The following is a 21,750-nucleotide window of genomic DNA, read 5'->3' as shown; positions in this document are numbered from 1 at the left end:
TTTTTAAAAACTGGAGTGCTCCACATGCCTCCCAGCACCCCCGCCCATTTAATTAATATAAAAAAGAGAAAGGTAATAAGATGATATTTGATGATGGAGATGGATATGTAATAACACGTGAGTGTGCAAAGTTTTTTAGTGTATCCCACAACCACGATTCGTAATTAGGTGCTTCAAGGAGGGCCCAGAGCTATATAAGCTAGGGAGAGCAGTGAGATGGAGAAAGAAAGAGATCTTATCCTTCACTCCAAAGAAAAATAAGGAATAAATTAGCTAAAGTTGTATAAACCGTAGAAGGTGGTCTAAAAGTTGATCTTAAAATAGCTCTTTAAATAAAAAATCTATATATTTAATATGTTAAAGATACAAAATGGTGCCCAAAAGAGGACTCGAACCTCCACGCCTTACGGCACAGGTACCTGAAACCTGCGCGTCTACCAATTCCGCCATCTGGGCTTATAAAATTCATCTAAGCGCATGAAGCAACTCTGTCAATAAAATTATAGAATTTATTTTTTCAGCTTAAAACGATAGCATTGAACTTTTAAGGGAGATCATGATTTTAGAAGTTTAAGGTGTGAGGACTGTCTTTGATAAAATTGTTGAATCCGGATTAAATGTGTAAATAATAGGAATGCCGGTCGCTAATTCTTGAGATATAATTTCCTCACCGGAGAGACCTTCAAGCGCCATAATAAGAGCACGAAGAGAATTTCCATGTGCTGCGATCAAAACAGTTTGGGAGCGCAAAATATAAGGCTGGATATGGTAAAGATAATAAGGCCAGATGCGCGCACCGGTATCGCGTAGGCTTTCTCCATTCGGCGGCGCAATCGTATAGGAGCGGCGCCACATTTGCACTTGCTCCTGCCCCCATTGTTGGCGTACTTCATCTTTATTTAAACCAGAAAGATCACCATAATTACGTTCATTTAATGCGGGATTTTTTATCACTTCTAAATCTGATTGTCCCATTTGCTCTAAAATGTGCTGAGCGGTTTTTTGAGCTCGCTGTAAGGCAGATGTATAAGCGATATCAAACCTCAAACCATATTCTTTCAGTTTTTTTCCTGCTGCTATCGCTTCTGCATGACCTTTTTCTGTTAAATCGGGATCTTTCCAACCGGTAAAAAGGTTTTTGAGATTCCATTCACTTTGTCCATGACGAATTAGTGTAAGTATGCGTCCCATTATAAATTGCCTCTATTCTATTGATTGTTTAAAATTTATCGTTCAATCCCAAAACATCGAACATTGAATAAAGACCGCTTTCATGATTTTGTGCCCATAAAGCTGCTTTTAATGCGCCATTGGCAAAGATAGAGCGTTCTTGCGCTGTGTGTGAAAGAACAATGCGCTCATTGGGACCAGCAAAAATGACACTGTGTTCTCCAACAACTGTCCCACCACGTGAACAAGAAAAGCCAATGGTGCCTTTTTTGCGTTTACCTATATGACCATTGCGTTCGTTGACACGCACATTTTTAAGCATAACATTGCGCCCTTCAGCTGCTGCTTGGCCAAGAAGAAGGGCTGTTCCAGAAGGAGCATCAACTTTGTTAGCGTGATGCATTTCATAAACTTCGATATCAAAATCATCGGCTTCTAATGCTTTAGCGGCTTTCTTTACAAGGTTGGCTAAAAGATTTATTCCAAGGCTCATATTCCCGGATTTGACAATAGTTGTATATTTCGCAAAATCTGCAATTTTTTCTTCTTCTGTTTTGCTAAATCCTGTGGTGCCAATAATATGGACAAGGCTTTTTTGAGCAGCGTAGTTAGCATAAAGAATACTGGCTTCTGGTTGTGAAAAATCTAAAATACCTTCTGTATTAGAAAAGGCATTTTCGGGATTGTCAGTGATACTAATCCCAAGAGAATCTGAACCAATTAATGCACTGGCATCTTTTCCTACAAACGGTGAGCCTTTACGTACAAGAACAGCACAAAGCTCTACATCTTTCCTCTGCTGGATTGCTGTAATGAGTTCACGTCCCATTCTTCCATTTGCACCAACAACTGTAAGGCGCATTTTTATCTCCTTATGATACTTTACTGTGCAGTATAGGCAAATTCTTGCCTTCTTTCCAATGGTTCTTTTTCTTTATAGAAAATTTTTTTCCTGCTTTAATTTATCTTGTTGTGCTGTAAAACACTGTCGTTTAGAGCAAGTGATATAAGATCTACAAATTTAAATAGAGATGTTTTTCGTTAGAGTGTGTGATGAATATTCTTAAGTAAGGTTTGCTTATGAAACCTAATGAAGATTGTGTATTACTTTACGCTTTTGTTTCTTTCGTTCTTTAAAGGAGAGCGTTCTTCATGCAAAATAAGATCTTCCAAACAAAATAGACCTATATTGTCAATTCATGCGCTTTTCTTAAAGAAATATATTTATCAATTCTTCTAAACTTATTTTATGATAGTGCTCGTGAGTGGTATCACGAGAGAGTATCCATGAATAATATAAAATCTATTTTGCGCCACTATCTTTATGCTTCATGAATAGAGCAAATCAGCATTATCATACGTTTTGTTAGCCTTTAATGTTTTAACAATTCTTGGCACTTAGTCATTTTCACTCATCAATTCCATTTGTGACGCATAAGAAAACGATTATTTATCATTGTATATCAATATGTTTACATAAATAAAATCACGTAAAAAGGAGTAAAAACAAGGGGCTAACAAGAAGTTGGATTGTTTACACACGAGAGTTGGCCGGATTCTTCATCTTTTAGGAAAGTCAGTTGAAAAAATTGTTATGTTGTAAAAAACGCATGATGAGGCTTTGTTTATTATAGAGAAAATAGGATATATATTATGCAATGCGTTTTTTCATATATTGGGAAGAATGGAGTATAACATGCGTTAAGTATTGTTATTTTATTTGCCTAGCTTCCAATGATGCTACAGTTCTTGTATTTAAAGAGAGTCTTTAAAATCCTTTCTTAAGTATTTTTTATCCCTGTGCTGATCTTTTTTGTGACACGATAAGAAAGTGATTTTTGTGATTCAATTATAATGGGTTTTATTCTCTGTTTAATGCGATCATAAATCAATGTATTATTATATTGTTTATACGCATGCATAAAAATTCATAAACCTATAAATATCCTTTAGATAGAATATCACTTTTATTTTTGTTTGTGAGAGAAGGCTAGAAATCAAGATCTGCATAGTGAGCACTTGCAACAATTCCGCGGACGCGATCTGTTAAAAGAGAACGAAAAGAAGGGCGTGATTTAATTCTCATATACCAGTCTTTGGCAGCAGGAGATTGTTCCCAGTCAATTTCCCCTAGAAAGTCAAGTACAGAAATAGAGGCTGCTGCTGCTAGATCTGCATAGGACAAGGCAGAACCGACTAAGCTATCGCGAGAGGCGCAGAGCCAATTGAGATAGTTCATATGTGGTAAAATATTGGCACGTGCATTGCGTAAAATTTGTGAATTAGGAGCACCACCGCCAATGGCAAGTGGCATTTCACGTTTATGGATTCGTTCTCGTACGATATGGCGCGTTGCTTCATTTTCGAATTTATTTAAGAACCAGTCATTGAGACGGCGTACTTCCGCACGATCTAAAGGATTTTCCGGAAAGAGCTTATTTTCTTGTCGTAAACTTCCATGTGTTTCGTCTAAATATTCGCAGATAACAAGAGGACCTGATAATGGAACCTCGTGTTCATCGAGAAAAACAGGAACATGACCAGCGGGATTGAGGGCTAGAAATTCGTGTCTTCTTGCCCATTCATATTCTTCAATCAGTTGAATAGTTACACCATATTCCCCAAGAATGAGGCGTATGAAGCGCGAGGCAGCGGATAGGGGAGAGTGAAAAAGTGTCAGCATAATTTACACTATCAAATAGAGTTGAAGAGAATTCTTTCAAGTAATCATTTTTATAAAGATGCTTGACTAGAAGTACAAGATCATTAGTAGCTGCTAGTAATTATAATTAATAAATTGTTAATGACTAGGAATTGTTCTCTTATGCGATGGTTTGCAAAATGGCAGCACGTAATTCCTCTAAACCGATAGCTTTTTCTGAAGAGGTTACAAGAAGCTCAGGATAAGCTGCTGAGCGTTTAAGAAGCTTTGTTTGTGTGCTCATAATTAATTTTTCCAAGGCATTTGATTTGATTTTATCGCTTTTTGTCAAAACAATGTGATAAGAAACAGCTGCTTTATCAAGGAGAGCAAGAACATCTTCATCATTATTTTTAATTCCGTGCCGTGAATCAATCAAGATATATACACGTTTTAACGTTGTGCGCCCCCGTAAATAGCTAAAAATCAAATTTGTCCACGCATCAACAAGATTTTTAGGAGCAGCAGCAAAACCATAACCAGGCATATCTACTAATGCTAGAGGGGGAAGGTCTCCTAGTTGCCCACTGAATCCATCGGGGACAAAATAATTAAGCTCTTGAGTCCGTCCTGGTGTATTTGAGGTACGTGCTAAGCTTTTTTGTTGGACGAGTGCGTTGATTAAAGATGATTTTCCAACGTTGGAACGTCCTGCAAATGCAATTTCCGGTGGTCCTTCGGGGGGAAGAAAGCGTATTGCTGGTACACCACGAATAAAAATCCAATTACGAGAAAAAATTCCAGAAAGGGAAGAATCTCTTGTCATTCATGCACTTCTTTTTTGGGTGATCTTCTCCAGATGGCTTTCAGATTATCAAAAAGCTCAATTTTAACTCCTTGGCGCTTCATCATGATACCTTGCTGAATAATTGATAATATATTATTCCATGCCCAATAGATGACGAGACCAACAGGGAAAGAGGCGAGCATAAAAGTAAAGACAACAGGCATCCATGTGAATATCATCGCTTGGGTTTGGTCTTGAGGAGCAGGATTCATACGCATTTGTAAAAACATCGTTATTCCCATAATCAAAGGCCATGCACCAATCAGAAGAAATGTTGGCGTTGTATATGGCAAGAGACCAAACAAGTTAAAAAGAGAAGTTGGATCGGGTGCCGCTAAATCTTTAATCCAGCCAAAGAAAGGGGCATGGCGCATTTCAATGGTGATATAGAGAACTTTATAAAGAGCAAAGAATATTGGGAATTGAACCAACATTGGCCAACAACCAGCAAGGGGATTAATTTTTTCGGTTTTATATAGTTCTATTATTGCTTGTTGTTGCTTGGTTCTATCATCGGGATATTTTTCTTTTATTTCTAGCAACCGCGGTTGTAAAAGCTTCATGCGTGCCATAGATTTATAAGATTTATTGGCTAGAGGAAAAAGAAGAGTTTTTAAGAGCACCGTGACAAGAAGGATGGCGATACCAAAATTTCCTGTTTGTTTATAAAGAACATCAATGAGAGAAAACATTGGTTTGGTGATGAAATCAAACCAACCCCAGTCAATTAAAAGAGCAAACTTTTTGATTTTTAGATCATTTTGATAGTTATTAATAATTTCAACTTGTTTTGCACCAGCAAAAAGCCGATTTGTAATAGTTTTTGTTTCATTTGGAGCAATCGTTAAAAGCGATCCTAGCAAGTCAGACTGATAATGCGTTTGCAAACGATCAAAATAAATAAAACGGCTTGTATATTCTTTATTTTGCGGGGGAATAACTGCTACAGCCCAATATTTATCGGTAATACCAATCCAACCTCCTGTTACTTTGGAGAAAGTCATACTTTTCTGCCCATTATCAGGATTCGGGTCAAGCTCTGCTAAGGTTTTATATTTTTCAGTTTTGAGCGAATCTCCTGCAATACCTATCATACCTTCATGAAGTAAATAGGTTGCATTTGTATGTTCTGGTGGTGCTGCACGTGCAACGCGGGCATAGGATGAGAGATATATTGGTTGATCACTTTCATTGCTGATAGAATCTTCAATGGTAAACATGAAATGATCATCAACAGAAAGAATACGCCGGAAGATCTGTCCTTGTCCATTATTATAAATTAAAGTGATGGGTGTTGAAGGAGTCAGGATTGTATTGTTTCCCTCTATTTGCCATTGTGTATCCGATTGTGGCAAAGCTTTTGCTGGTAAAGATGCACTTGCAAAACCAAATTCAGCAAGGTAAGTCGTTTTGAAACCCTTAGGATTCAGCAAATCGATTTCCGGTGATTTTTTATCGACTGTTAAACGATATTTTTTGAGGTGAAGATCATCAAATTGTGCACCAACAAGATTAATAGAGCCTTCCAGTTCATTGGTTTTGATCGCAATACGCTTTGTTTTGGCCAATACAGCTTTCCGGATTTCAGGTGTCATTGGCTGTTCGATGATAGATGTTGCTTGATGCGTTGAGGTATCGTCAGAAAAATTCGTCGTGGTAGTAGAAAGGGTTGATTGTTGTTTTGACAATTGCTGTGCGATGACTTGTTGTTTTTGTAACTTTGCTTGTTTGGGAGCAACATGAAGAAATTGCCATGCGATGAGCACTACGAAAGATAAGCCAATAGCGATAAAGAAATTGCGGTTATATTCCATCCGTACACCCTTGTTGTTGTTGCTGATGTTTTATTTTTGGTTTTATTCGCCGATTTAATTCACTAATTAAGGATGTAAAAGGCGCATGTAACGCATCACGATATGCTACAATGACATAGTCTGTTCCTGCTTCCATGTGGTTTGTTACACCAACTCTTACGGCTTCACGCAAGCGCCTTTTGATACGATTACGTTTCACAGCATTACCGTTTTTACGAGTAACAGTGAATCCTACACGTGCAACAAGAGAATCTTTTCTTTCTGTTGTTTGTTCACGAGATTTAACTTCGAGCAAAAATAAAGGACCACGCCGCTTTTCTCCTGTACGGACAGCCAAAAAGTCTGCTCTTTTGCGAATACGACAGGGATGTTTTTTCTTCATAAAAGAACATTTCGCAATTTCACTAAATGCCTGCAAGCAGGCATTAGAGGTTCATAACAAAAGTTTCACAACAAAGAAATGGTGAGCAATCCTCAACGGTTGTGAAAATTTAAATGGTTAAGCAGAGAGCCGCTTACGTCCACGAGCACGTCTTGCAGCAATAACTTTACGTCCTCCAGCTGTAGCCATGCGTGCACGAAACCCATGGCGGCGTTTACGGACAAGTTTAGAGGGTTGGTAAGTACGTTTCATTTATTTAAATACCGCGGAGTGCGGCCCTTCTTAATCTTCGTTTTATGAGCAGTTATGCGCGAGATGAACGATTTTATCATATCATACGGCTGTTAACCCATAAGGAAAAATATAAAAAAAGTCAATCTTAGATTGTTTTTCTGGCTCTTGAAAGAATACAAAACACCTTATAATTGTCTGTGATACTTTTTTTTACGATACTGTAAGAGTGTCAGAAATAACGATTGAGTCTATAGAAAATAAATGACTAGGGACTTAAAGAATTAAAGAAGATGTGACTGATTATTGTATACTCAATTTAAAGTATCCTTTAATATTAAAAAATTTTTTCAGTTTTTGTTTTTACAAAATTTTTATCAGAACATTCATTAAAGTGGTTGTAGACAAACACGATTGATAGGATTTTATAGCAGATTTTATGTTTGAGATTCTTTATTTAAGGATGGTTTCATATTTTTAAAGAGAAAAGATATAAGTAATTTATACTTTATAATTTTGAGTAAAGTAGAAAATTATCAGGTGATGAACCTGTAAGTATTTTTCGTTCTTATGCTTATATTTGCTGGTATTTTTATAGAGAGGAAAGAACGTGGATTCTATTACAAGTGAGGCTGTCCGCAACGTATTACGTAAAATCAAAGGACCAGATCTTGAAAGTGATATTGTGTCGTTGGGGCTTCTTTCTGAAATATTGATTGCTGATGGTAAGGTTTTTTTTTCCATTACAGTTCCTGATGGAGGTGTGCAAGAATGGGAATCATTGCGTCGTTCTGCTGAAAAGATGGTATGTGCTTTGGAGGGAGTGGAATCTGTTGTTGTCACACTTACAGCAGAAAAAACAACAAAGGCAGCACCTAGACGGAGAGCAAATCTCTTACCGATCAAAATGCCCATAGAAGGTGTGCAGCATGTGATTGCTGTTGCTTCTGGAAAAGGAGGGGTCGGAAAATCGACGATGGCAATAAATATCGCCTTAGCTTTACAAGATTCTGGTTTCAAGACGGGGGTGATGGATGCTGATATTTATGGTCCATCTTTGCCGCGTTTGACAGGACTTGTTAATCAAAAACCACAGCTCATTGGAGAAAAAAAAATTCAACCTCTTGAAAAATTCGGACTTAAATTGATGTCGATGGGATTTTTGGTTGAGGAAGAAAAGCCGGTAGTATGGCGTGGTCCTATGGTTATGGCAGCGGTAACGCAATTGTTACGAGACGTTTTATGGGGACCTCTGGACGTTTTAGTCGTTGATATGCCGCCCGGTACAGGGGATGCACAACTAACGCTTGCACAACAGGTACAATTAACAGGTGCGTTGGTTGTCTCTACGCCCCAAGACCTTGCTTTAGTGGATGCGCGTAAAGCAATAGAAATGTTCATGAAAGTCAATGTTCCTATTTTAGGAATCATTGAGAATATGAGTTATTTTATCGCTCCTGATACGGGAAAACGCTATGATATTTTTGGCTATGGTGGTGCACGGGCAGAAGCGGAACGTCGAGAAGTCCCTTTCTTAGCGGAAATACCGCTTGATGCAGCTTTACGATTTTCTTCAGATGAGGGGATCCCTATTTTTGTTGCTAAGCCTAGTGAAGAGCATACTAAACTGTATCGTAAAATTGTTGATCAAATAAAAAATCAACTTTTTTAAATGGATGTTTGTTTAAGAGAGTTTATTAAAACACAATTATGGAAGACGTAAAAATAGTTGCTTCTTTGTAAGGGGAAGTTTTAATGTGTGAGTGGAGTATATAGGTTAAATAAACAAAAAATTATTCATACGTTTGGGTAACCTGAAGGGGACCCAAATTAGAAGAGATAGAGCCATGAGGTAGAAAAAAATATTGGACTTGAGGCAAAAAGAAGAAGACCGAAAATAAAAATATTTTAGAAAAATTGTAAAAGGTTGTAAAAAATATTTTAAAAATCATTTTTTGATACGAGTTTTCTTGATATAAATCTCAACATTTCTTTTTAGAAGCATTCATTTTTTGCAAAGTAGCCTCAAGAGCTGTTGTTAAAGCATTCCTTCCCCCTTGATGAGAAAAGTAATTTGACAAAAATTCATTTGTTCCACCCTTTGTTGAAAACTCTTTTTCAAGCAGTGCAAAATCGAGAGATACAGAACGATCCGTTGCTATAGTTTTACGCATTTCATCTGTAAGATTTCCAAACATCATGGTAAGGAATTCTGCTGATTGCTGTTTTTTTAACCCTTGTGTTATAAACCATTGATGGGCAGTTTCTATAAAATTAAAATATACTCCCATAAGTGAACCAGCTGTCATAAAAAGATTAAACTGCTCTTCCTTATCCAGCACCAATGTGCCCCCCAATGCATCAAATAAAGTGCGTAAAAAGGGATGATTGGGATAGATTGGTGTCAAATTTTTGCATTCTGCAACAAAAGGTAATGGAACAGCACGATAAACTTTATGATTAATCCACTTTTCTATTTCTGCTGCTTTTGCCATAGCAAGTACGGAAATAACCAGCTGTTCTGGACGAAAACAAAGAGAGCACAAAACGTCTTCTGCAATTTGGTTGGGCAAGCAAAGAAAAACACAATCACTAACATCGAGCAACGCTTGGTTATTTTCAGCAATCATAACTTTATCATAAGTGCGTGAAAGGCGCTTTGCTGTTTGTGCATTGCGAGGCGAAACAATAATGGAAGAAACATCAAAGTTGCTTTTCATTAAGCCATTCACCATTGAAGCACTGATTGTACCCGTTCCCAAAAAGCCAAGTCTCATTATCTATTTCTCAGTTTCATATTTTAAAAGGAATTTCAATCAACATTTCAGGTGTTTTAACTAACATAAACGCTAATTGAAGAAGCAACACATAACATAGCAAAAATAATCAAGCCCAAATAGATTTTAGGCTTGTCAAAGAGAACGGCAAAAGCAGAAAACCAACCAACAACAGCTGCGGCTAATGCAAATAAAAACCCCGGTTTATTCATAAGCACAATATGCATTGCCATTAAGCCACCAATAATTAGCGCTCCAAAAACAATGAGCAAACCTGTTGCAAACTTTTCATAATCATCCATATTTCGCTCCTTATAGCGCTTAATTATTACACACTTTTTAACGCATATGCACATAAAAACGAAATGTTTTTTATTGAATATGGTTAAAACGGGGGGTGCCGTTTATTGATTAGATGTAAAAAATGCAGGGATATGCTGTGGCCAACGCCAAGGTAAAATTGCAATTAAATCAAAGCGTACAGACAAAAGGGCATAATCTTTTTGCCGTGCGAGCCAAATATCGGCAGCTGCCTTAATTCGCTTTTCATTCATTCGGGAAACCGCTTCCATTGCTTCAGCCAACGTTGAACGTGCTTTAACTTCAACGATTAACACAAGATTTCCGCGTCGTGCAATTAAATCAATTTCTCCACATTTTGTTTTAAAACGCCTTTCGGCAATGTGAAACCCTTTGCAACGTAGCCACCAAGCTGCCAATTTTTCTGCACGAACCCCTCGATAAAAAGACTTTTGTCTGCGTTTTTTTTGTATCATTTTACGCATTTTTTAAAAAGATTAATCGCTGAAAAAGTTCCTGCTTTTTAAAACCGGTTTTTTTTGCAACAAAAGCTGCCGCTTGAGCAGCAGAATGTGTCCGTGCGCGTTCTAATAGCATTTCATCAATTTCTTGATCACTTATCACATTTAAAGAAGAAGATGATTCTCCAACAAGGACAACAATTTCCCCACGAATATGTGCTTGTTTTCTGTAATTTTCTAACAAATTTCCCAAATTGGAAACATCTACTGTTTCAAACTTTTTTGTTAATTCACGACAAATGGCAGCAGGTCGATCAGCCGAAAAAAGAGTGACCATATCCTGTAAAGTTTCAACAAGACGATGCGGTGATTCATAAAAAATCAAAGTTGCTGGAATCTCTTTTAATTGTTCCAACCGTTTTCGGCGCTGTAGCTTTCGTGCACTCAAAAAACCTGCAAAAAAAAAGCTATCAGTAGGAAGCCCTGTCGGTATAAGAGCGGCTAAAAGAGCGGATGCTCCAGGAATAGGAATAATTTTATGACCAGCTTTACGGGACTCTTCCACCAATCGAAATCCAGGATCAGAAATAAGTGGTGTTCCGGCATCTGAAACAAGTGCTACTGTTTTGTTTTCTGCTAAAGCCGCTAAGAGCTTCGGACCCGCTTTTTGCGCATTATATTCATGATAGAGAAAAGGTTTTTTTTGAATACCGTAACGTTCCAACAAAACACGTGTTACTCGCGTATCCTCACACGCTAAAATATCAATTCCTGCAAGTACTTGCAAAGCACGAAGCGTAATATCTGCAAGATTTCCGATAGGTGTTGCCACAAGATAAAGCCCTGATTCTATAACGGGTGCAGAATAAGCATGCGCACCTATAAAATATGCTTTTTCACACATGCTCTTTTCTTTTCATTAAACTCTCCTCACCACAAGATTTTTATCCATACTCATAAGCCATTTTGGCTCATTTTTTACCAGCACATTTTTTATCATTACAAAGGCTTACCTTACTCGAATAATCGATTACACTACAATAAGATAATTTCATATTTAACGTCTTAATTTAACATTATTATCTATTTTGATCCGCGTTATTTTTTCCAGTAAAACAAATTCCAAATGTAACCAATATTCTATCAGCCCCATGATTTTCTATAAAGTTTTTCCTTCGAGAACCAAAAAACAATTTTGCGCATGTTATCATCTCATGCTTGTTTGTGCTCTTTTAAAAGCTAAGCTTTTTAGATTATTTCCATAACGCCGATTTTTCAAATATTCTATTGATATCCAAAATATTTTTCTGAGCAAATGTAAATAACTCCTTTTGAAACACATACAGTTAACTGGCAGCTGACTGTATTGTTATTAATCAAATATAAGCTCTTATCAGAAAAATACTTTATTTTTTCATATTCTCTACAGCTTTAACAGTATACAGTATAATGAGTACCTTAGAAAAGTTTAAGGCTAAATTTTATCTTAAAGATTTGATTTATAATGGAGAATTTATTATTTTGCTTATTGATTAGGAGCTTTAAATATCGTAAAATTATCTTAGTTCTTCTTATAGTCAATTAATCAAAATCATTTTCGTGCATCTTGAAACCTTCTCAAAGCAAAGATTATCGCATCATTGGGGATCGCAGAGAAAATGATGCTATTAGCTTGTGCTTTTTATTTCGTAAATGTGGAACTGTTCGTTCACAGGAGTGCGTTATACCTTTTTCGGATAGTGTCGCGAAATAATTGTTTGATATGTGTTGAGAGCTATTCTTAAAAATAAGCCCATGATTGAACAACACAAGTTTGCTTTAATTTTGGATACCTTATTTTTTCTGAAGGATATGCTCCCATAAAAAACGTAAGTAATAAAAGCGGGGACAATACGTTATCTCTTCTTTTTAGAGGATATTGTGATGCTTTTGAAAGTTTTAAAACCGAATGGACAGATGATAGTAAAGAGAAAAATAGTTTTTTTCCTTTCAGATTTCATATTCTTGCTAAATGAAGCTGTATTTTCGTTTCAGAGATTACTCAAATAGAATATGCAATATTTTTGCTCTAGCTACAAGAGCTGGAACGGCGTGCAGAGCTTTCATTCACCTTAATCTTTCTTTTAAATATACCACTTGTGTTCAATTTGGATGTTGATTTACAAGCAATAGCGAAAGCACAAGCTTTATAAAAAAACAACTCTATAAAACGCGTCATAGAGTGGTCATGAAAGCTATTTTGTTTTTTATCAGGTGTTTTGCTAATAGCGATAGTCTCCATGGCTTGGCATCTGCTTATTCTTACGGTATTTGTACACATTCATTACAGTATATTGGTAAAGGTTAGATGCAAGGCGATTATCCTTGATGCAAAAATAAAGGGTTAATGTGAGATTAAAGATTTTTTCGTGTCATTATCAGTAGAAACATTATAAAGGGCTTGAACAAGCATGCTCTTTATCTCTTTATCTCACAATGTTTTTTCTACATTCATTCGTGGTTTTTCTTGAGTGAGCATTACTTGACAAGTGTAGGAGAAAAAATAAACTTGAATTGTACCTCCGTAGGTTTTGCTCTTGGCTAGTTAAAACGATTGATGTTTCTTATGAGAGGGCTAAAAGCATTTTGGATCATATGGGAGAGGGGGTAAAGTAGAACAGGCTTACTTTCCTTCAGGTTTTCGAGAACCGCGGCTGTTCCTTTATCGCAGAATTGTCATGAATATATTCATTATTGTTTTGTCATTTAAATAAAAAAATTTTGATAAAAATATGTTATGTTTTTCTATTGAAAAAAGTCATGCGGTAGGGAGAGTATTTTATATGAGAATAGAGTTCTTTTTACATTGTGAAAGAACGTATGCAGGAAGATAATTGATAGATTTCTGATCTGAGGGAAATATTTTTATCCATTGCGTTTTGTATATTTCAATTTTAGGAGAATGAACAATGATTATACATTGGAAAATTACATATTGGGATAGAAGGGGCCCTCATTGCCTTGCGGACAGATCCAAGTGATATTTTGGTTTGGGTCTTTGATGTCACACGTTTTACAATGTATACAATTTGAAGCGTTGATCATATAAGTCAGATGATCATTATACTCTAGCCACTCGTAGACAGCGGCGGGGCAATAGTTTGTGGAAGGTCCTCCGTAGATTGCATATTCAGAGTCCTTTTGCTTTTTTAATGAGGCTATTTTTAAATGGCAAGGTTGATTTTCTTCATGATGCGTATTGGAAAGGGCAACACTTGAAAGGCGATCAAAGGTTATAACGCCATCTGGTTTTGGGTAAGCAATGGGTTGAAATTTTTCTGCTGATTCAAGGCATGCATAATCTTCCTTTCCATGGGAGAGTGTTTTAAATAAGGAAAATCCGAACAGTTGTTGCCACCACATATCAAAACCGGCAAGTTTAATTCCATATTTTGTCCCATATTTTGCCCAGAGCGGTTTGGCATTTCGCACTTTATAAAGATCTTTGCCAATGAGCCCTTTTCGCCATTGTTCTTCGATTTCTTTAACCTCATCATGGGCACGCCCTTGTGCAAGAGCGGTAGCGATTTTATCGGCAGCTAATATGCCAGATAAGATGGCATTGTGTGATCCTTTGATACGAGGAACATTGACAAATCCAGCAGAGCAGCCAATAAGTGCCCCACCAGGAAAGGTGAGTTTTGGTACAGATTGCCAACCTCCTTCGCTGATAACACGTGCACCATAGGAAAGACGCTTTGCACCTTTAAAGATTTTATAGAGTTTTGGATGTGTTTTAAAACGTTGAAATTCTTCAAAGGGAGAAAGATAAGGATTTTTATAATCTAAGTGCACAACAAAACCGACAGAAATGATATTGTTTTCTTGGTGATAAATAAAGCCACCGCCACCGGTATTATTGTCTAAGGGCCAACCCGTGAAATGTTGCACTAAACCGCGTTGGTGTTTGTTGGGATCAATTTCCCAGAGCTCTTTGAGACCAAGACCAAATTTTTGTGGTTCACGATTTTTGCTAAGGTTGAAATGTTGTATCAGTTGTTTTGCAATTGAGCCGCGTGCTCCTTCCGCAATTAAAGTATATTTTGCCAATAAAGCCATACCAGGCATATAATTTTTTCCAGGAGTTCCATCTTTGTTAAGCCCCATATCTCCGGTGAGAACACCAATAATAGCTCCGTTATCTTTTTGGATGATGGGTTCTGTTGCTGCGAAACCAGGATAGATTTCAACACCCAATGCTTCAGCTTTTTTGCTTAACCAGCGGCAAACGTTTCCAAGCGAAACGATATAACACCCGTCATTTGATAAGATTTTGGGATGCAGAATATTAGGAAATATTGTAGCCTTTTGAGGCTTTAGAAAAAAAAATTGGTCACGGGTAACAGGGGTCGTGAAGGGATGATCATTGTCATTTCGCCATTCTGATAAGAGTGTATCGATACCAATGGGGTCAACAACTGCGCCAGAGAGAATATGTGCACCAACTTCGGTCCCTTTTTCAACAATTGTGACAGAAAGCTCAGGATTAATTTGTTTAAAACGAATTGCGGCAGAAAGCCCTGCAGGTCCTGCTCCGACAATGACTATGTCAAACTCCATACTTTCACGTTGGTCATGCAGAGGTGCTTTCATGGCTTATAAAGCTTTCTCCAATTCTGGAATAATTTGGTGGAGATCACCTACAAGGGTGTAATCGGCAATTTGCATGATGGGAGCTTCTTCATCTTTATTAATGGCAACAATAATTTGTGCATCCATTATACCGGCTAAATGCTGGATTGCACCGGAAATGCCAACGGCGATATAGAGTTCAGGGGCAACGACTTTTCCTGTTTGTCCAATTTGCCAATCATTGGGAGCATAGCCTGCATCCACTGCTGCGCGGCTGGCACCTAAAGCAGCATTTAATTTGTTTGCAAGAGGAAGAAGCAGGGACATAAATTTCTCTTGAGAACCAAGACCACGCCCGCCTGATATAATAACACGTGCTGAGGTGAGATCAGGACGATCACTTTTGTTTGTCTCTGCTTTTACGAAAGAAGAAAGATTTGGATTGGGAGCTGGTGTTATTGTTTTAATGGGAGCAGAATTATTTTGGGAAGGCGTTGGGGTGAAAGAAGCGGTGCGAACTGTTATAATCTTTTTATAATCATTGGTGCGTACAGTTTCAAATGCATTGCCTGCATAAATTGGTCGTTTGAAGGTATTGGGTGAAAGAATGGCGGTAATATCTGAAATTTGCATAAGATCAAGAAGAGCTGCTACGCGCGGCATCACATTTTTCCCAGTACTGCTGGATGCTGCCATGATCACATCATAATCCTTTGCTAACATGAGAATTGTATCTGCCATAGGCTCGGCAAGTTGATGGGCTAAATAGTCTGCTTTTGCAATAAGAACTTGCCGCACACCATTAAGTTTAGCACTATTTTCCGCTATCGTTTGAATTTTTTCTCCGCAAACCAGAATATCGATATCATTACTGAGTACGCGTGCAGCGGTGAGTACTTTTGCTGTTTCTTCTGTATTATGATCGGCCAATAAAAGAATTGCCATAAGTTTTTGCCCTTTTATGTGAGTGTTGCTTTTACTCTAGTGGTGAGAATATTAAATGCAGTTCTTCTGTTTTAAGGCTCTGACAAGTTCTACTACATTTGCCACTTTTATACCGGATTGACGGGGTTTTGGCTCTTCAACGCTTAAAATTGTTAAGCGTGCTTTCGTATCGACGCCAAGATCAGTAAGAGATTTTTGTTCAATAATTTTCTTTTTTGCTTTCATGATATTGGGGAGAGAGGTGTAACGCGGTTCATTGAGCCGTAGATCGGCGGTCATAACCATGGGAAGGGGAAGACAAAGGGTTTGTGTTCCATTATCAACTTCACGAGTAACTGTAGCATGCCCATTTTCTATGTTAAGATGTGAGGCAAAAGTTGCTTGTCCCCACCCAAGAAGAGCAGCGAGCATTTGTCCTGTTTGGTTGCTATCGTCATCAATTGCTTGTTTTCCTAAAAAGACCATGTCGGGTTTTTCTTCATCAACAATGGTTTTGAGAATCTTAGCAATTGCTAAGGGTTCAAGTGTTTGATCCGTTGTGACAAGAAGTGCGCGATCAGCTCCCATTGCAAGTCCTGTTCGTAGAGTTTCTTGAGCTGCTTCTGGGCCAATTGAAACAAGAAGAACTTCTGAAATTTTACCGGATTCTTTTTGGCGAATGGCCTCCTCCACGGCTATCTCATCAAAAGGATTCATAGACATTTTTACGTGAGACAGATCAACGCCTGTACTATCGGGTTTGACGCGTATCTTGATGTTATAATCAACAACACGTTTGACAGCGACAATTATCTTCATAATGATCCTCTTTGTTTGTATGTTACAAGTTTATAGCAATACTCATAAGAAACCAAATTGTTTAGAATGAAGTCTCAATTTATAACTTGTGTTCTCTTTCGTATAAGCTTTTTTATGTTTACTTGTACTTTCTCGTCGTCATTTTCAATCTTCATATTTTTGCATTGCCATAATTGCCTTATTTGCTTGAATAAAAAGTAAAAAAATCAATCTGTCTTGTGAGAATATTCTTTTTTAGCTTCTTATGCTTTGTTTATGATGGTGCAATAGGTCCTTTATGCAATGAAAAATTAAGTGAAAAAGATAAAAATGGGGGGAATGATTTTGCTCTTCAAATCTTGAAGACAGAAAAATCAAAGATCTTTCTTTCAAATATTTTAGATAAAGATTGGGGAAAATATTTCTAATACAAAAGTTTTTGGGAGTTCTTAAAGCTCTATTTACTAAAATAGAGCACACTTTCTCATCATTTGTTGCGATTCTTTTCAAAAAGGTTAATGAGGGGTAGGCGTTTGTGAATACGAAGGGTCATACGATCGACCAGGCGACCAAACAGGTTAGGAACGATAAAGTCTTTTCTTTTGTTGAACAGAAAGAGAGAATGGATACTTCTGTAGAAGTAACGATGTCGGATATTGCTCAAAAATTACGCACCGTTTATGCGCAAATGCAAATGAAGCATTCGCCCCGTTCTTTAATGCAGCAGAGTTCTGTAGAAGAGCATTTTAAATCTTACTTAGATGATATTAGTCGGGCCATTTTGGCTGAACATTATATACGTCGTCAAAGAGAAAAAAAGCTTTTCCAGTTTTTAGAGCAGATTAAAACAATTGTTCAAAGTTTGCAGAGTGAAAAAAAAAGCTTAGAAGAAGCAGCGGTAACACGACGGGTGTCTCGTTCAAAATCACCTGATTCTGTTGTACAAAAACTTGCTCACATGGAATGTGAGGGAAATCAAGAACACTTATTACTTCAAAAGGTGGAAAATTTTTCGAAAGAAAACAGCATAATTTCACTCCAAACAAATGTTGAAAATACGTTGCAGCAAGAAAATAGAAGCCCTTTGCCCAGTGATGCTCTGAAATCTTCTTTTAAAAAGGCTGAGGGAGTAGTGAAGCATGCTGTGATAGAAGAAAAGGGGATGATGGGTGCTCAGGCATCTAATCATTGTATTGAGAATGATTTTTCTTCTTTAAGAACGCAGTCTCGGGAACATGTCTCGTTTTTATCTTATTTGGTAAAAAAAGGTATTCTTTGTTTTTTAACCGTTGCATTCGTGGTAGCGATAACGTTATGTTTTTATAGCTTTTTAAAAGGAGCTCGTTTTTTTTAATTTTTATGATGTTGATGTTAATAGATGTGAAATGTATTGCGCATTCGTGTTTGTGCGGAAGCTATAGAAACTAAAATTATCCTTTAAACACGCAACAGAGATTATTGGAAAAGAGGATAATTGGAGAAGGATTCTCTAATTGTTAAAAAAAACTCAAATTATCTTGAAGGTTCTGTAAGTGAGTATTTATTTACCAATTGCTGAAATGTCACTCAATATGCTGATCTTGATTGGTATGGGAGTCGTTGCTGGTTTTTTTTCAGGCCTTTTTGGAATCGGTGGTGGGTTTCTCATCACGCCGTTATTGATTTTTTATAATATTCCTCCTGCTATTGCTGTTGGAACAGGTGCCAACCAGATGATTGCGTCATCTGTAACAGGAGCAATTACACATTTTAGAAGACGTACGCTCGATATTAAACTTGGTATTCTTTTGGCGCTTGGAGGAGGGATTGGTTCTTTAATCGGGATTCAGGTTTTCTCTGTTTTGAAAAAGTTAGGTCAATTAGACTTAATGATTTCGCTTCTTTATGTGATTCTTCTTGGAAGTGTAGGAAGCTTGATGATCGTTGAAAGTTGGTATGATATGATGCGCAAGCGTAAGGCAGGAAAAGCCAATATTCGTCTTGCTGGTCGACATAACTGGATTCATCGCTTACCCTTAAAAATGCGTTTTCGGACATCTATGATATATGTTAGCATTATTCCAGTTTTAGGGATTGGTCTCATTGTGGGGTTGTTGTCTTCTATTATGGGAATTGGTGGGGGTTTCTTTATGATACCAGCATTGATTTATCTTCTGCGTGTTCCAACCAGTGTGGTGATTGGGACTTCACTTTTTCAGATTACATTTGTGTCTTCTTTCACGACAGTTTTGCAAAGTATGACTAATCAGTCCGTTGATATTGTCTTGGCTTTTTTGTTAATGCTTGGAGGAAGTATTGGTGCGCAATATGGAACACGAGTTGGACGGAAGTTAAAGGCTGAACAATTGCGTATGGCACTTGCATTTTTAGTGTTGATTGTGTGTATGCGTCTTGCTTTTCAATTATTTATACGCCCTGATAATCTTTTCTCTCTGGATATTCTTATGAGATAAAAATGGGTAGATTGTTTTCTTTATACATCATTGCAGGTTGCTTTTGTTTTATTTCTTTTTCTACATGGTCACATGTTGGGACGCCAGCTACATTCATTGATCAAGTTGACCACGAAACTGTCCAAATTATTGTAACAACGAATACGATTACTGTGGATGCAAATTTTGCTGGTCGTGATCTTTATATTGCTGGTGTTTTAGAAAATATTGATCCGTTATATTCTCGACAGAACCGTTATGATATTGTTGTAAGCTTGGAGGGACAAGATCGGACAATGGTGATGCGAGAAAAAAAACGCAATGCCGGTGTATGGGTCAATACAGATTCTCTTATTTTTAAAAAGGTTCCTCTTTTTTACTCTATGGTCACAACACGTGAAATTGGCGATATTACGAGCATTGAAGATTATAAACGCTTAGGGTTAGGATTACTCTATTTGCCATTGCAGACGGATGAACAAGATCAGAAAAAAATACAAATCTTTCGCGATGAACTTATAAAATTGCAAAAAGCTAAAAGCCTTTATTATGAGGAAGTGGGTGGGGTTCGTTTTGGTTCTGACACACTTTTCACAGCGCATTTTCGTTTGCCAGCAAATATCCCGGTTGGACATTATAAAGTTCGTGCTTATCTTTTTCGTGATGGACAGTTTATTGATAGTGCTACAACGACTCTTGAAATTGTTAAAGCACATATCACTTATACAATTTTTTATGCAGCGCACAAGTATCGTTTTTTATATGGTATTGTTGCAGTGGTTATTGCTATTACTACAGGATTTTTGTGTCGTTTGATTTTTCGAAAAGATTAACGCAAGGAAAATGTTAAGGCTTTTATTTTTTATGAAAAATTCGTAAGATAAGAAAAATAGGCACAACAACAATAGCTCCTGTCATAGTTATATGGAAGAAATTTGTAAGCGTTATAAATCCTGCTTCCCATAGTGATTGAAAAAAATCTACTATTTTTTGTATGAGGTTTCGAGGTGTCCATCCCAAAAAATTCATTACGATGCCAATGAAGAATGAAAGAATAAGCAATTTTAGACTAACGCGGCTTAATTTTTCTCTAAGAAACGCATGAAAAGAATTTAATAATTTTTTTTTTCGCTTCATTCTAAGATACTTTCGAAGATCGTGTTTTTTATTGTATTATCATAGTACAACGATGTTATTATCATAAAGGAAAAACATTTTTTTATTTTTTCTTACTTTTTTGAGTTTATCACCTTAGTCTGGTTAACGGTGCTGGTTTTTGAAATATACACATGTTTTATTGCATTTTTTGCGATATTTTCATGGCGCTTCTTTTATTAAATGAAGGGATATCCTTTCGTCTCGAGAATTTGTAGAGAAATTTTATAACGTTTCAGCATTTCTTATCAGAGTGAGAGTTCTAGTATATTGAAGATTTTGTAACGAACTTATTATTGTCGTGTATAGAAATAATATTTCAAGACAGTTTACTTAAAAAAGACTATCTATTCTAATAAGGGTGTGCTTATATAGGTATTATATTTAGATATTTCAACCTTAGTGCATTGAAAAGATCTTTTTTTTCTGAAAAAATGTAAGCAATGAATTGAGTGTTGTTAAAGGAGCAAAGGTATTAAATAGAATGTTGAAAAAGTTTTGTTATGTGCGGGTGCGTAAAGGAATATCGGGGGAGACCATGCTCCTTTTATTTAGAAATAAAATATAATTTAAAAGCTGTTATTTGGCAGAGGATTATGGAAAAATTCAAAATTCCTCTTGTAGGGGGAGGAGGTCATGTCGGTTGATGGGTGAATTTTCCTGTTTTGTTAAAATGTCAAATTGTTATTAGAGCTCTTTGTTATTAAGGCGCTTAAGCTAACAAGGAAGAGTCTTTTGATAGCATAAAAAGGCGAGAGGAAAGAAGAGACAAGCTTACCCGACAAAAGAGAGAAAATAGTGGTTTTATAGTCTTCAATTGTAGGCGTTATGACATCATGAATAGGCTCTGTTATGGGGGAGCATTCATTGTATGTCAGAGTGTTTGTTGTTGCATGTTTTGGTTTGTCTTGGCTTATAGGTGTGGGTAGAAGTCCGTGGTTGGTAAGTGGTGTTGTTTGAAGGTTTTAATAATACTTTGTTTGAGGCGCTTATGGGTCATCTAACCTTATTATTAAGCATGTGCTTGTTGTGTGGGAAATTTATATAGTAAACTTTAAAAGGAAAAGTCTATGAACTTGAAGAAAAAAATATTACAAAATAGCAGCTCTCTTGTTTCTGCTTTTATAGCTTTGGCGATGGTTGCACAACAAGCTTCAGCAAAAACACCGGCTGATACCCTTGTGATGGCTTGGAATCTTGATGCAAT

At 36.9% G+C, this 21,750-nt stretch carries 19 protein-coding genes, 1 tRNA gene and 1 pseudogene; 5 read left to right on the top strand and 16 right to left on the bottom strand.

Going from position 1 to position 21,750, the window contains the following annotated elements; all coding sequences use genetic code 11:
• Positions 1-80 precede the first annotated feature (80 nt).
• Positions 81-268: pseudogene (locus ACFINZ_RS08095) on the top strand (helix-turn-helix transcriptional regulator).
• Positions 269-371: 103 nt separating this feature from the next.
• Here ACFINZ_RS08095 and ACFINZ_RS08090 read toward each other — a convergent pair.
• The 8 genes from ACFINZ_RS08090 to rpmH form a co-directional block, all read right to left on the bottom strand.
• Positions 372-456 (bottom strand) — tRNA-Leu (locus ACFINZ_RS08090).
• A gap of 114 nt (positions 457-570) precedes the next feature.
• Positions 571-1,191 (bottom strand): 2,3-bisphosphoglycerate-dependent phosphoglycerate mutase, encoded by a 621-nt coding sequence (locus ACFINZ_RS08085; protein WP_375633246.1) that lies wholly within the window; start codon positions 1,189-1,191, stop codon positions 571-573.
• A gap of 28 nt (positions 1,192-1,219) precedes the next feature.
• Positions 1,220-2,032: a 4-hydroxy-tetrahydrodipicolinate reductase gene (gene dapB, locus ACFINZ_RS08080; protein WP_375633245.1), complete on the bottom strand. Its 813-nt coding sequence runs from the start codon at positions 2,030-2,032 to the stop codon at positions 1,220-1,222.
• Positions 2,033-3,160: 1,128 nt separating this feature from the next.
• The gene (locus ACFINZ_RS08075; RefSeq protein WP_375633244.1) at positions 3,161-3,853 is read right to left on the bottom strand and encodes a glutathione S-transferase family protein; all 693 of its coding nucleotides are present in this window, start codon (positions 3,851-3,853) and stop codon (positions 3,161-3,163) included.
• A 139-nt stretch (positions 3,854-3,992) separates the two neighbouring features.
• Positions 3,993-4,637 (bottom strand): ribosome biogenesis GTP-binding protein YihA/YsxC, encoded by a 645-nt coding sequence (gene yihA / locus ACFINZ_RS08070; RefSeq protein ID WP_375633243.1) that lies wholly within the window; start codon positions 4,635-4,637, stop codon positions 3,993-3,995.
• A complete protein-coding gene (gene yidC, locus ACFINZ_RS08065) occupies positions 4,634-6,472 on the bottom strand; it encodes a membrane protein insertase YidC (protein WP_375634923.1) in 1,839 nt (612 codons plus the stop codon). The genes yihA and yidC overlap by 4 nt, the downstream gene beginning before the upstream one ends.
• Positions 6,462-6,854 (bottom strand): ribonuclease P protein component, encoded by a 393-nt coding sequence (rnpA, locus tag ACFINZ_RS08060; RefSeq protein WP_015856278.1) that lies wholly within the window; start codon positions 6,852-6,854, stop codon positions 6,462-6,464. The genes yidC and rnpA overlap by 11 nt, the downstream gene beginning before the upstream one ends.
• 117 nt (positions 6,855-6,971) lie before the next feature.
• Positions 6,972-7,106 (bottom strand): 50S ribosomal protein L34, encoded by a 135-nt coding sequence (rpmH, locus tag ACFINZ_RS08055; protein ID WP_005864709.1) that lies wholly within the window; start codon positions 7,104-7,106, stop codon positions 6,972-6,974.
• 589 nt (positions 7,107-7,695) lie between these two features.
• Between rpmH and ACFINZ_RS08050 the strand changes: the two genes are divergently transcribed.
• Complete coding sequence (locus ACFINZ_RS08050; RefSeq protein WP_375633241.1) at positions 7,696-8,757, top strand: Mrp/NBP35 family ATP-binding protein; 1,062 nt, start codon at positions 7,696-7,698, stop codon at positions 8,755-8,757.
• Positions 8,758-9,067: 310 nt separating this feature from the next.
• On the opposite strand, the gene ACFINZ_RS08045 is transcribed toward ACFINZ_RS08050, so the two are convergent.
• The 7 genes from ACFINZ_RS08045 to ACFINZ_RS08015 all read right to left on the bottom strand — a co-directional run bounded on the left by ACFINZ_RS08045 (position 9,068) and on the right by ACFINZ_RS08015 (position 16,977).
• Positions 9,068-9,862 (bottom strand): pyrroline-5-carboxylate reductase, encoded by a 795-nt coding sequence (locus ACFINZ_RS08045; protein ID WP_375684172.1) that lies wholly within the window; start codon positions 9,860-9,862, stop codon positions 9,068-9,070.
• A gap of 56 nt (positions 9,863-9,918) precedes the next feature.
• Positions 9,919-10,164, bottom strand: a complete 246-nt coding sequence (locus ACFINZ_RS08040; protein ID WP_330168884.1) for a hypothetical protein — start codon at positions 10,162-10,164, stop codon at positions 9,919-9,921.
• Positions 10,165-10,266: 102 nt separating this feature from the next.
• The gene (locus ACFINZ_RS08035) at positions 10,267-10,635 is read right to left on the bottom strand and encodes a YraN family protein (RefSeq protein ID WP_375633258.1); all 369 of its coding nucleotides are present in this window, start codon (positions 10,633-10,635) and stop codon (positions 10,267-10,269) included.
• A gap of 4 nt (positions 10,636-10,639) precedes the next feature.
• On the bottom strand, positions 10,640-11,527 hold the full coding sequence (gene rsmI / locus ACFINZ_RS08030) for a 16S rRNA (cytidine(1402)-2'-O)-methyltransferase (protein ID WP_375633239.1): 888 nt from the start codon (positions 11,525-11,527) through the stop codon (positions 10,640-10,642).
• A 2,063-nt stretch (positions 11,528-13,590) separates the two neighbouring features.
• On the bottom strand, positions 13,591-15,255 hold the full coding sequence (locus tag ACFINZ_RS08025; protein WP_375634918.1) for a 4Fe-4S dicluster domain-containing protein: 1,665 nt from the start codon (positions 15,253-15,255) through the stop codon (positions 13,591-13,593).
• A 3-nt stretch (positions 15,256-15,258) separates the two neighbouring features.
• Complete coding sequence (locus ACFINZ_RS08020; RefSeq protein WP_375634916.1) at positions 15,259-16,179, bottom strand: electron transfer flavoprotein subunit alpha/FixB family protein; 921 nt, start codon at positions 16,177-16,179, stop codon at positions 15,259-15,261.
• A 51-nt stretch (positions 16,180-16,230) separates the two neighbouring features.
• Positions 16,231-16,977 carry an electron transfer flavoprotein subunit beta/FixA family protein gene (locus ACFINZ_RS08015; RefSeq protein ID WP_375621633.1) on the bottom strand — a complete coding sequence of 249 codons (747 nt, stop codon included), beginning with the start codon at positions 16,975-16,977 and terminating at the stop codon, positions 16,231-16,233.
• A gap of 514 nt (positions 16,978-17,491) precedes the next feature.
• On the opposite strand from ACFINZ_RS08015, the gene ACFINZ_RS08010 reads away from it, so the two are divergent.
• From ACFINZ_RS08010 to ACFINZ_RS08000, 3 genes are all read left to right on the top strand, one after another.
• On the top strand, positions 17,492-18,310 hold the full coding sequence (locus ACFINZ_RS08010) for a hypothetical protein (RefSeq protein WP_375684174.1): 819 nt from the start codon (positions 17,492-17,494) through the stop codon (positions 18,308-18,310).
• Between the two features lie 178 nt (positions 18,311-18,488).
• Positions 18,489-19,409, top strand: coding sequence for a sulfite exporter TauE/SafE family protein (locus tag ACFINZ_RS08005; RefSeq protein WP_375634912.1), 921 nt, complete (start codon positions 18,489-18,491; stop codon positions 19,407-19,409).
• 2 nt (positions 19,410-19,411) lie between these two features.
• Positions 19,412-20,221: a TIGR02186 family protein gene (locus ACFINZ_RS08000; protein ID WP_375701301.1), complete on the top strand. Its 810-nt coding sequence runs from the start codon at positions 19,412-19,414 to the stop codon at positions 20,219-20,221.
• A gap of 22 nt (positions 20,222-20,243) precedes the next feature.
• On the opposite strand, the gene ACFINZ_RS07995 is transcribed toward ACFINZ_RS08000, so the two are convergent.
• Positions 20,244-20,525, bottom strand: coding sequence for a DUF6460 domain-containing protein (locus ACFINZ_RS07995; protein WP_375618594.1), 282 nt, complete (start codon positions 20,523-20,525; stop codon positions 20,244-20,246).
• Positions 20,526-21,750: the final 1,225 nt, after the last annotated feature.

This window comes from Bartonella sp. AA81SXKL (genome assembly GCF_042196945.1).
In the GTDB taxonomy this organism is placed as follows: Bacteria; Pseudomonadota; Alphaproteobacteria; order Rhizobiales; family Rhizobiaceae; genus Bartonella.
The sequence above is the reverse complement of the archived record's forward strand: the minus strand, read 5'-3'. Positions and strand labels throughout refer to the sequence as shown.